Annotated in this window: 7 protein-coding genes and 3 pseudogenes; 8 read left to right on the top strand and 2 right to left on the bottom strand. The window is 69.6% G+C overall.

Annotated features, from left to right (window positions below):
* The first annotated feature begins 327 nt into the window (after positions 1 to 327).
* The 4 genes and pseudogenes from CA983_RS36255 to CA983_RS47330 form a co-directional block, all read left to right on the top strand.
* Complete coding sequence (locus tag CA983_RS36255; RefSeq protein WP_425276499.1) at positions 328 to 1,062, top strand: helicase associated domain-containing protein; 735 nt, start codon at positions 328 to 330, stop codon at positions 1,060 to 1,062.
* Positions 1,063 to 1,310: 248 nt separating this feature from the next.
* On the top strand, positions 1,311 to 2,501 hold the full coding sequence (locus CA983_RS36250) for an NAD(P)/FAD-dependent oxidoreductase (RefSeq protein WP_086604988.1): 1,191 nt from the start codon (positions 1,311 to 1,313) through the stop codon (positions 2,499 to 2,501).
* Positions 2,502 to 2,511: 10 nt separating this feature from the next.
* Positions 2,512 to 3,450 (top strand): sigma-70 family RNA polymerase sigma factor, encoded by a 939-nt coding sequence (locus CA983_RS36245; protein WP_086604987.1) that lies wholly within the window; start codon positions 2,512 to 2,514, stop codon positions 3,448 to 3,450.
* Between the two features lie 15 nt (positions 3,451 to 3,465).
* Positions 3,466 to 3,873: pseudogene (locus CA983_RS47330) on the top strand (hypothetical protein); the annotation flags it as partial.
* On the opposite strand, the pseudogene CA983_RS36235 reads toward CA983_RS47330, so the two are convergent.
* Positions 3,843 to 4,064: pseudogene (locus CA983_RS36235) on the bottom strand (transposase); the annotation flags it as partial. The pseudogenes CA983_RS47330 and CA983_RS36235 sit on opposite strands and share 31 nt — an antisense overlap.
* A gap of 372 nt (positions 4,065 to 4,436) precedes the next feature.
* Between CA983_RS36235 and CA983_RS36225 the strand changes: the two are divergent.
* The 3 genes from CA983_RS36225 to CA983_RS36215 are packed head-to-tail and all read left to right on the top strand — an operon-like array spanning position 4,437 to position 7,616.
* Complete coding sequence (locus CA983_RS36225) at positions 4,437 to 4,829, top strand: DUF4333 domain-containing protein (RefSeq protein ID WP_086604985.1); 393 nt, start codon at positions 4,437 to 4,439, stop codon at positions 4,827 to 4,829.
* Between the two features lie 22 nt (positions 4,830 to 4,851).
* Positions 4,852 to 5,574, top strand: a complete 723-nt coding sequence (locus CA983_RS36220) for an ABC transporter ATP-binding protein (protein WP_086604984.1) — start codon at positions 4,852 to 4,854, stop codon at positions 5,572 to 5,574.
* A 29-nt stretch (positions 5,575 to 5,603) separates the two neighbouring features.
* Entirely contained in the window at positions 5,604 to 7,616 is a 2,013-nt protein-coding gene (locus CA983_RS36215; RefSeq protein WP_086604989.1) for an FtsX-like permease family protein, read from the top strand.
* Positions 7,617 to 8,062: 446 nt separating this feature from the next.
* On the opposite strand, the gene CA983_RS36210 is transcribed toward CA983_RS36215, so the two are convergent.
* Entirely contained in the window at positions 8,063 to 8,287 is a 225-nt protein-coding gene (locus CA983_RS36210) for a DUF5133 domain-containing protein (protein WP_086604983.1), read from the bottom strand.
* Between the two features lie 350 nt (positions 8,288 to 8,637).
* On the opposite strand from CA983_RS36210, the pseudogene CA983_RS48465 reads away from it, so the two are divergent.
* A pseudogene (locus CA983_RS48465) lies at positions 8,638 to 8,793 on the top strand (NF041680 family putative transposase); the annotation flags it as partial.

Raw genomic sequence — 8,793 nt, 5'->3', positions numbered from 1 at the left:
TTCTAGCCCAACACCACAGCAGCCCCCGCCGACCCGGGCCGGATTGCGGCCATCGGCTACCTCTACCGCCCGATCGACTGACACCTGACGCCCCACCACACAGCGCCYCAAGTAGTGACCCAGAGAAACTGCACTGCGCTCGATCAACCTGCACACGCCACATACACGCAGGCCAGAGAGCCAATACCTCTCTCAGCCCCACGCTCTGCGCACCCCAACCACCACAAAGACCACCCAGAAAAACTGAGAAATCCCAGCTTGCAACCGCAACAACACCTCAGAAAAACTGGGCGACGACACCGCATCGCACAGCTGGAGAAACTCGGCATGATCTGGTCCCACTACGACGTCGCCTGGGAAGAGGGACTCGCAGCGGCGCGCGGATGGGCAGCCGAGACGGGCCACCTCCTGGCCCCACTGAACGCCACCTACCAGGGCTACCGCGTGGGCATCTTTCTCAAGAACGCCAGGGCCGCGGCGCGGAAGGGTGCCCAGATCGAGCAGCGGCGTGCCGAGGGCCTGCCGGTGGAATCGGCAGCCGGCGCCCTGTCGGAGGAACGACGCGAACAGCTCGAGGAGATCGACCCCTCCTGGTGCCCGGCCTGGCCCCTGGAATGGCAGCGAGCTTTCCACCTGACCCGGCTGCACCTGGAGGAGGGCGGCGCGCTGCCGATGGAGCCGGGCGTGGTCGTGCACCAGGGCGAGGACCTCGGACGGTGGGTCCGGGCGCAGCGGCTCGGCTTCGACAAGCTCACCGGGGTGCAGCAGTGGATGCTGGAGCACATCCTCGGCATCCAACCCGCCACCCAGAACGAGAAACCCAAGCCGCGCACCTCGCAGGCCGACAAATGGGCCCTCAACTACGCCGCCGCCCGCCAGTTCTACGAGCGCGAAGGACACCTCCGCGTACCGAGGAAGCACGTCGAGCGGATCGTCGGCGAGGATCAGGAGGAACGGGAGTTCCGGCTCGGGGCATGGATCGGGAACCAGCGAAGCAGGGCCGCGACGCTCTCGCCAGCGCGGGTGGAGCAGCTCTCCGCCATCGGCATGCGCTGGACGTAGAAGGCGCGCGTCACATGTGACTCCCAGCGCCCTGACTACAGAGAGCGAAGGCCCGGGCCAGGCGTCCGGGCCTTCGTCATGCCCCTGAACTTCCTCTCCGGTTGTTGCTGTCCGGGTGTCGGCTTCCGGCGCCTGTCGGAGGCTCAGCCGCTCGTCTCAGTTCAGTGACCGGCGTCACATTCGGCTTCTGTCAGCAATCGGGGCGCTGTCTCGTTCAGGGGGCACGCGAACGAGACAGGAGCAACGCCATGAAGCACCGCATCGTCGTCCTCGGCGCCGGATATGCCGGGGCCTTCGCCGCCGGAAACCTGGCCCGCCGGCTCTCCCCCGCCGATACTGAGATCACCGTCGTCAACGCCGTGCCCGACTTCGTCGAGCGAATGCGGCTCCACCAGCTCGCGAGTGGCCAGGACTTTGCGGTCCGCAAGCTCGCCGACATATTCGCGGGCACCGGGGTGCGGCTTCGTCTGGCGCGCGTCACCGGCGTCGACCCCGAGCGCAGGACCGTCGCCGTGACCGGCGAGGACGGCGACGGCGAGCTCGCGTACGACACGCTTCTCTACGCGCTCGGCAGCTCCGTCGCCCACCATGGTGTCCCCGGCGCGGCCGAGTACGCCTTCGATGTGACCGGCCGGTCCTCGGCGCTGCGTCTGCGCGAGCGCTTGGCCGGCCTGGGTGAGGGCGGCACCGTGCTGGTCGTCGGTGAGGGGCTGACCGGCATCGAGACCGCCACGCAGTTCGCCGAGTCCCGGCCCGACCTCTCGGTCGCACTCGCCGCCCGGGGCGAGCTGGGCGCGTGGCTCTCTCCGAAGGCTCGTCAGCACCTGCGCCAGGCCTTCGACCGGCTCGGCATCACCGTGCACGAGCACACCAGCATCGAAGCCGTGGAGCCGACACGGGCGATCGCGGCCGACGGTATGTCCGTCCCGGCCGACGTGACCGTGTGGTCGGCCGGGTTCGCCGTGTACCCCATCGCTGCCGCCGCCGGCCTGGAGGTCGCCGAGACCGGCCAGATCGTCGTCGACCGCACCATGCGCTCGGTCTCGCACCCGGACGTCTACGCCGCCGGTGACTGCGCCTACGCGATCGGCGACAACGGTCGGCCGCTGCCGATGTCCTGCGGCTCGGCCGGCTACACCAACATGCAGGCGACCGCCGCGATCATCGCGCGCCTGACGGGCAGCAAGGTCCCCACCACCGGGCTGAAGTACTACGGCAACCACATCAGCCTCGGGAAGCGGGACGCGATCTTCCAGATGGTGGACGGGGACGTCCGGTCGAGGTCCTGGTATCTGGGCGGCCGGACCGCCGCGCGGCTCAAGTCGGGCGTGCTCAGGGGGGCGGGGTGGAGCATCGCCCACCCGACCTTCGGCATGCCGAAGCGCAAGCGCCGCCTGGCCACCGCGCCCGACCGGTCCGGTGTGAGGGTCGCCGCATAGGCTCTTGCGCATGGACAGCGCAGCCATCGATCGGTTCGAGGCCAGCCGGGGCCGGCTGGCCTCGCTCGCGTACCGTCTGCTCGGCTCGGCGGCCGACGCCGAGGACGCCGTGCAGGACACGTTCCTGCGCTGGCAGGCCGCGGACCGGGAACGTATCGAGGTACCGGAGGCGTGGCTGACCAAGGTCGTCACAAATCTCTGCCTCGACCGGCTCCGCTCGGCGCAGACGCGTCATGAGCGCGCTGCCGGAGACTGGCTGCCCGAGCCGCTCCTCGAGGGCGACCCGATGCTCGGCCCTGCCGATACCTTCGAGCAGCGCGAATCGGTGTCCTTGGCCGTACTGATCCTCATGGAGCGCCTCTCACCGGTCGAGCGGGCCGCTTACGTCCTGCGCGAGGCCTTCTTCTACGCCCACGCCGAGATCGCCGGGATCCTCGACATCACCGAGTCCGCGAGCCAGCAGCATGTCCACCGAGCCCGACGCCGGGTCACCGCCGAGCGCCGCGGCGGCGACGAGGTGGACCCCGCGTCCGCGCGCCGGATCGTCGAGGAGTTCCTCGCCGCGGCAACGTCGGGGCGCACCGAACGGCTGGTGGCGCTGCTCACCGCCGACGCGACCGCTGTCTCGGACGGCGCCGGACTGGCCAGGCGGCTGCTGCGGTACAAGACGCGCGAGCGCGTCGCCAGCTACGTGCGGGCCGGCTTCAAGCCGACGCCGGCGAAGCGGCGGATGGCCGGCGGCTCCCCCGCGATCCACATCGCGCTGGTCAACGGTTCCCCGGCCGTCCTCGCCGTGATCGAGGACCGGGTCGTGGGCGCCGTGGCGTTCGAAATCAGCGACGGCAAGGTCGCGTCCCTGCACGGCATCGCCGCCGCGGACCGGCTCACGCGCCTCAACGAGGCCTGGCAGCAGCACGAACCCGACGCACCGGTCATCAACGCATGGTGACCAGCGCCACCGAAATCCGGCAACCCGGACGGCTCGCTCATCAACCCCGACCAGGTCGATGCCGTCTGCCAGCGCGAGGACCTGGCCGACCTGGTCGCCGCCTACACCCCGCTCGGTCCCGACCAGGCCGCCGAACGACTCCGGGTGAGGCGAGTCGAGTTCGAGAACATGCGCACCCTGGGATGGATCAAGCCCACCGAGTGGCGCGAGGTTCGGTACGGCACCTCACGGGCCGGGGCGGTCGACGTCCCGATCTTCACTACGGCGTCCGTCGACGCGCTGCCCGAGACGCACCCCGAGGTCGACTGGGAGCAGCTGCGCAGCGTCGGGAAAGGCCGGCGCTCCCCGCTCGCCGCCCTGGTGAAGGCCAGGCAGAGGGATAAGACGGTGTCCTACGTGGTGAGGCGGAGCAGTCGTTTGTAGCAGCACAGGGCCGCGGCGAGGCCGAGAAAGGCCAGGTAGTTGCGTGGATGGCGTTCGTAGCGGGGGCTGAGTCTGCGGTAGCCGGACAGCCAGGAGATCGTGCGCTCGATCACCCAACGGCGACGGCCCAGCCGTTCATTGGACTCGATGCCCTTGCGGGCGATGCGCACGCCGATGCGCTTGCCGCGTAACGGGGACAACGGTGCGCACCTGCACGGTGAGCCACGTCGGCCGGCGCGCGGCCGGCCACAGTACGGCCGTGAGCCCGACCATCAGCACCACGATGGTCGGCCACACAGGGAAGCCGACCATCAGCGTGGACTTGATGTCCAAGGCCGTCGCCATGATCAGAGCGCCCGCGACGACGCCTCGGGCGGAAACGGTTCTCATGGACATCGCGGTAGGCCCGGCCCCTCGGCGCCGTGATCGGCCGAACGGCTGAGGGCGGCACGCGCCGGCCGCGAGACATTGGCCGCTCGGCCGAGGCGCCCGGGCAGTCGTGCGGGCGAAGCTGGAGCCGCTTCGCCACCCTCGTTCCCCAGCTTGTTCTTCAGGAGTGCACGATGCAGCACAGCCGGTTCATCACTGGTGCCCTCGTCGCCGCGGTGGCCGTTGCCGCCGTCGGCGGTGGCGTCACCTACGTTTTCGCGGGCAAGGACGTCCAGCACACCACCGTCAACCCCGTGGCCCGCGCCCTCTACGTGAAGGTGGACGGCCATCTGGCCGTCCACCGCACCATCCTGCAGTCCCGCATCGAGGGCTGGTACCACCCGCTGCCCTGGCTCGGACGGGATGTTCACGACGTGTCGTGCCCCAGGCACCTCAAGGCGGTGGCCGGCGCCTCGGAGACCTGCACGGCCGAGGCCGACGGCACGCGCATCTCCATCCCGGTCCACGTGGTCAAGGTCGAGGGCAAAGCCTCCGAGCCGAAGGTCACCTGGAAATTCGACCGCTGACACCGCAAGGAGGAAATCGATCATGAACACTATCCTGGCCGGACACGGCCTCGTCAAGACATTCGGAACCACCCACGCCCTGGTCGGCGTGGACATCGCCGTCGGCGAGCGCGACTCGCTGGCCATCATGGGCCCCTCCGGATCCGGCAAGTCCACCCTGCTGCACGTCCTGGCCGGCATTGTCCGCCCCGACGAGGGCCAGGTGCTGCTCCGCGGCGAACGCGACGAGAGGGCAGTCCCCCCGCCCGGAGGTCTGGGGCGCATCGACGACCTCGGCGAGAACCGCCTCAGTGCACTTCGCCGGTCAAGGTTCGGGTTCGTTTTCCAGTCGGGTCAGCTGCTGCCGGAGCTGCCGGCCGAGGAGAACGTCGCCCTGCCCTTGATGTTGGAGGGCGCCCCGCGCAGGGAGGCCGTCAGGCGGGCCCGCCGCTGGTTCGCCCCGCTGGGCCTGGAAGGACTGGAAAAGCGCCGCCCGGGCCAGCTCTCCGGCGGGCAGGCACAGCGCGTCGCCATCGCCCGGGCCCTCGTCGTCGAACCGGAGGTGGTCTTCGCCGACGAGCCCACGGGCGCCCTCGACCAGACGACCAGCACCGAGGTCGTACAACTGCTGACCTTCGCCACTCGTGAGTCCGGTGCCGCCCTGGTCATGGTCACGCACGATCCCGACATCGCCGCGCACTGCGCCCGGATCCTCCAGGTCCGCGACGGACGCGTCCACAGCTACGAGCAGTTCACGACTGCGTGACCACATACGCACTCTCGGAGACACGCCTCATGCGATCCCCTGTACTCCCACTCACCTGGCACTTGGCCCATCGCTCCGGCCGCCGCGGCCTGCAGAGCCAGTTGATCGCGGCCGCAACCGCCGCCGTCGGCGCACTCGTACTGCTGATCATGCTTGCCGCCGCCTTCGGCTCGGGCAGCCGGGCCGAACGCACCGCCTGGCGCGACCCGCACGCCGCACCGGCCGGGCAGGCGACGGCCGTCCAGGCGATGACCACGACATTCGTACGTCACCAGCCACTGACCGTCGTCAACCTCGCTCAGCTGCCCGGCCGCAGTCCCACCCCGGCTCCGCCCGGTCTGCGTGGCTTTCCGAAGAAGGGCGAGGTATACCTCTCCCCAGCTCTGGCGGAACTGGTCCACCGGCTCCCGGGCGGCCAACTCGCCGCCCGCTTCCCGATGCCGGCCTCCTACGGAACGATCGGCGCCGCCGGCCTTGCCTCTCCCGACGAACTGGTCGCGGTGATCGGAAGGGCGCCGACCGACCCCACCGTGTCGAAGACCGCCGAAGACGGGGACATATTCGACACAGGCCTGACCGAACGTGCCACGGTGGCCGGCTTCACAGGGAGCCGACCGAGTCAGCTGACCTCAAGCGACCAACGGACGGTACTGCTGGGCGCGGTACTGCTGGTGGTTCCCGTGCTGGTGCTGGTGTCGGCGGCGGGCCGCCTCGGCGCCGCCCAGCGCGAGCAGAGGCTGGCCGCCCTGCGCCTCGCCGGCGCCACGCCTTCGCAGATCATCGCCATGACCGCGGTCGAGGCGACGGCCGTCGGCGCGGCCGGAGCGCTGACCGGGGCACTCGCCTACGGGGCCCTCGTGCCCGCCTTGGCGCAGGTGCCGTACGGCATCGGCGGCTGGTACGCCGGCGATCTGTGGGTCGGCCTGCCCTGGCTCCTGGCCGTCGTGGCCACAGTGACAGCTCTCCTCACCGTCAGTGCGATCTCGATGCTCCGCCAAGTGGCGAGTTCCCCCCTGGGAGTGGCCCAGCAGGCCMCCCCCCGCCGCACCCGGATGATCCGCCTCGTACTGTTCGCTGCTGCCCTTTGCTGGATCCTCGTCACAACGCAGGCCGGCGACAGTCTGACCACTCGCCAACTGGTGGCCTTGTTGATGGTTTTCTACGGCGCCTACTGGATGTTCGGGCCCTGGGTCGTGGACCGGCTCGGACGTATCGCCGGACGCCTCGCCCGCCGTCCCGCGACACTGCTCGCCGCCCGCCGTCTCAGCGACGATCCACGCGGCGCCTGGCGCACCGTCAGCGGGCTGGTCCTGGCCGGGTTCGTCGCCGGCTTCTTCTCCGTCGGCGCAACTGCCTTCGACACCAGCGGCCACGAGGACCAGGTCGCGATCGCGACGGCTGACACCACGAGTGCCCGGCACACCGCCGAGACGGCCCGCGCCCTCTTGCGGCAGGCAGGTGTGACCGCGCGCGTCTCTGTGAGCGGCGAAAACTCCGACAGCCTGCTGTCCGGCACCCCGGGTGTGATCGCCGAAGTCCCGGGCGGTCCGGAACGGCTCGATGCCACCGTCACTGCGCTCGCTCCCGCGGCACACGGCGTCTACCCCCTCACCCAGGACTACCTGTCCGCCCAGGACGTCGTGGTCGTGGACCGCATCACCTCCGTGAGCACCGCTACTCTGGGTCTCAGCTTTTTCGTTGCCGCTTCCTCCGCCGGTTTGACCGCCGCCGCGAGCGTCCTTGACCGCCGCCGTATCTACGGCCTGCTGCGTCTGGCCGGTACACCCCTGAAGGTCCTGGACAGAGCCAGGACCCGGGAGACGGCCATCCCGCTCGTCGTCCTGGCAGGCGGCACCATCGCTGCAGGTGTTTACGGCGCCTACCAGCTCAACAAACTGGTGGGCGCCTCCTTCAATACCTCCGGCGCCATCGAACTCGCCGTCTGTACGGCCGTCGGAGCCCTGGTCATGTTCACCGCGATCGGCGCCAGCCGGCCACTCCTGCGCCGGGTGACCGCCGACCGGGAGCAGAACGCCGAGTGACGACGGCGCTGGAGCCCGGAAGGGGGGCGGTCCGGGCAGGGCCCTGCCTGCTGTGGCGTAGCTGTTGCGCTTGCTTGTAAGCCCACCTGCGGCACACGGCACAGCGCCGCGACCCGGTCCCGGGCCGCGGCGTTCAAAACCACCTCGCTGTCGCCCTGTAGAGCCCCGGCGACGCCCTGCTGGCCAGCCACTTCGGTAACCGACGACAGCAGACTCCGCACCGTCAGGCCACGTACTGGTCGAATGCCTGCACGACCAGGAAGTCAACGGGCATCACCCACGACTTCTTCGACTTCGACCACGCGTTGTTCTCGTTCTGACGCCGGACGACATGCACGTGGGCGCCTTCGACGTGGCAGCCCAGTGACCGCTCGCCGGGCGTTGCGCGTCGGCACTGCCGCCGATGCGGCGGTCGGGAACGGGAGCCGTCGGGGGCCCGGGCACGCTCAGCGACGGAGAGGCGGCTCGCGCCGCATCGCGTCGGCCAGCTGCTGGCGGGCCACGCACAGCGCTGTTTCCAACTGGCGGGTGCCGGTGACCACGCACAGTGTGTACGACGCGTCCTCGAACTGGCGTCTGGTCTTCTCACTGCCAGTGGATGCCAAGTGCCGCCTGAGCGTCTCGCAGCGCTCGACGAGTTCCCGCAGGAGCGAAGGATGTGGCCTGAGCATGACGGACCCCCTCCGTCCTCGCCCGTTCGGACCTGCCTCCTTCACTCCTACGGTCGCAACCCTTGGCGCCCGCCGCATCCGGAGATCGAGCGCCCGCCGGGTCACGGATCAAGGATGGGACCGAAGCCCGATTGCGCGTTTCGCCACCGTAGGCACCGGATCCGGCGCCTGCTCGGCACGTCTTGCGGGCGCTTTTGGGGATTCTGGCTAACTTGATCTTTAACCTCGGACGTCGAACGGCTTCTCGTACTTGATCACCCGGTCTGGTAACTGCCGTACCTGCAGGCGGCCTTCGGCTGAGCATGTGCTCCGACCAAGGAACACACACGCTCAGCACGAAGGCCGTGGGGATGAGTCTGCTGCATCACGCTGTCCGACAGGATCCGTTCGCGGAACTGTCACGCTTCCGGGGTGAGTTCTACTCCTGCCWGACCAGACGTGCGGACGCTCTGTTCGAGCTGGCCGACGCGGTGTTGTGTGCGGACGGCCCGGTCCGGTCGCTGGTG

This window comes from Streptomyces swartbergensis (assembly GCF_002148965.1).
GTDB classification, from domain to species: Bacteria; Actinomycetota; Actinomycetes; order Streptomycetales; family Streptomycetaceae; genus Streptomyces; species Streptomyces swartbergensis.
Note: the sequence above shows the minus strand (reverse complement) of the source record. Positions and strands in the feature narration are given on the sequence as shown.

Bases quoted from the DNA above. Each gene is read 5' to 3' on its own strand.
- CA983_RS36245 (WP_086604987.1), top strand. From the start codon at position 2,512: ATGGACAGCGCAGCCATCGATCGGTTCGAGGCCAGCCGGGGCCGGCTG.
- CA983_RS36210 (WP_086604983.1), bottom strand. From the start codon at position 8,287: ATGCTCAGGCCACATCCTTCGCTCCTGCGGGAACTCGTCGAGCGCTGC.
- CA983_RS36225 (WP_086604985.1), top strand. From the start codon at position 4,437: ATGCAGCACAGCCGGTTCATCACTGGTGCCCTCGTCGCCGCGGTGGCC.
- CA983_RS36255 (WP_425276499.1), top strand. From the start codon at position 328: ATGATCTGGTCCCACTACGACGTCGCCTGGGAAGAGGGACTCGCAGCG.
- CA983_RS36250 (WP_086604988.1), top strand. From the start codon at position 1,311: ATGAAGCACCGCATCGTCGTCCTCGGCGCCGGATATGCCGGGGCCTTC.
- CA983_RS36220 (WP_086604984.1), top strand. From the start codon at position 4,852: ATGAACACTATCCTGGCCGGACACGGCCTCGTCAAGACATTCGGAACC.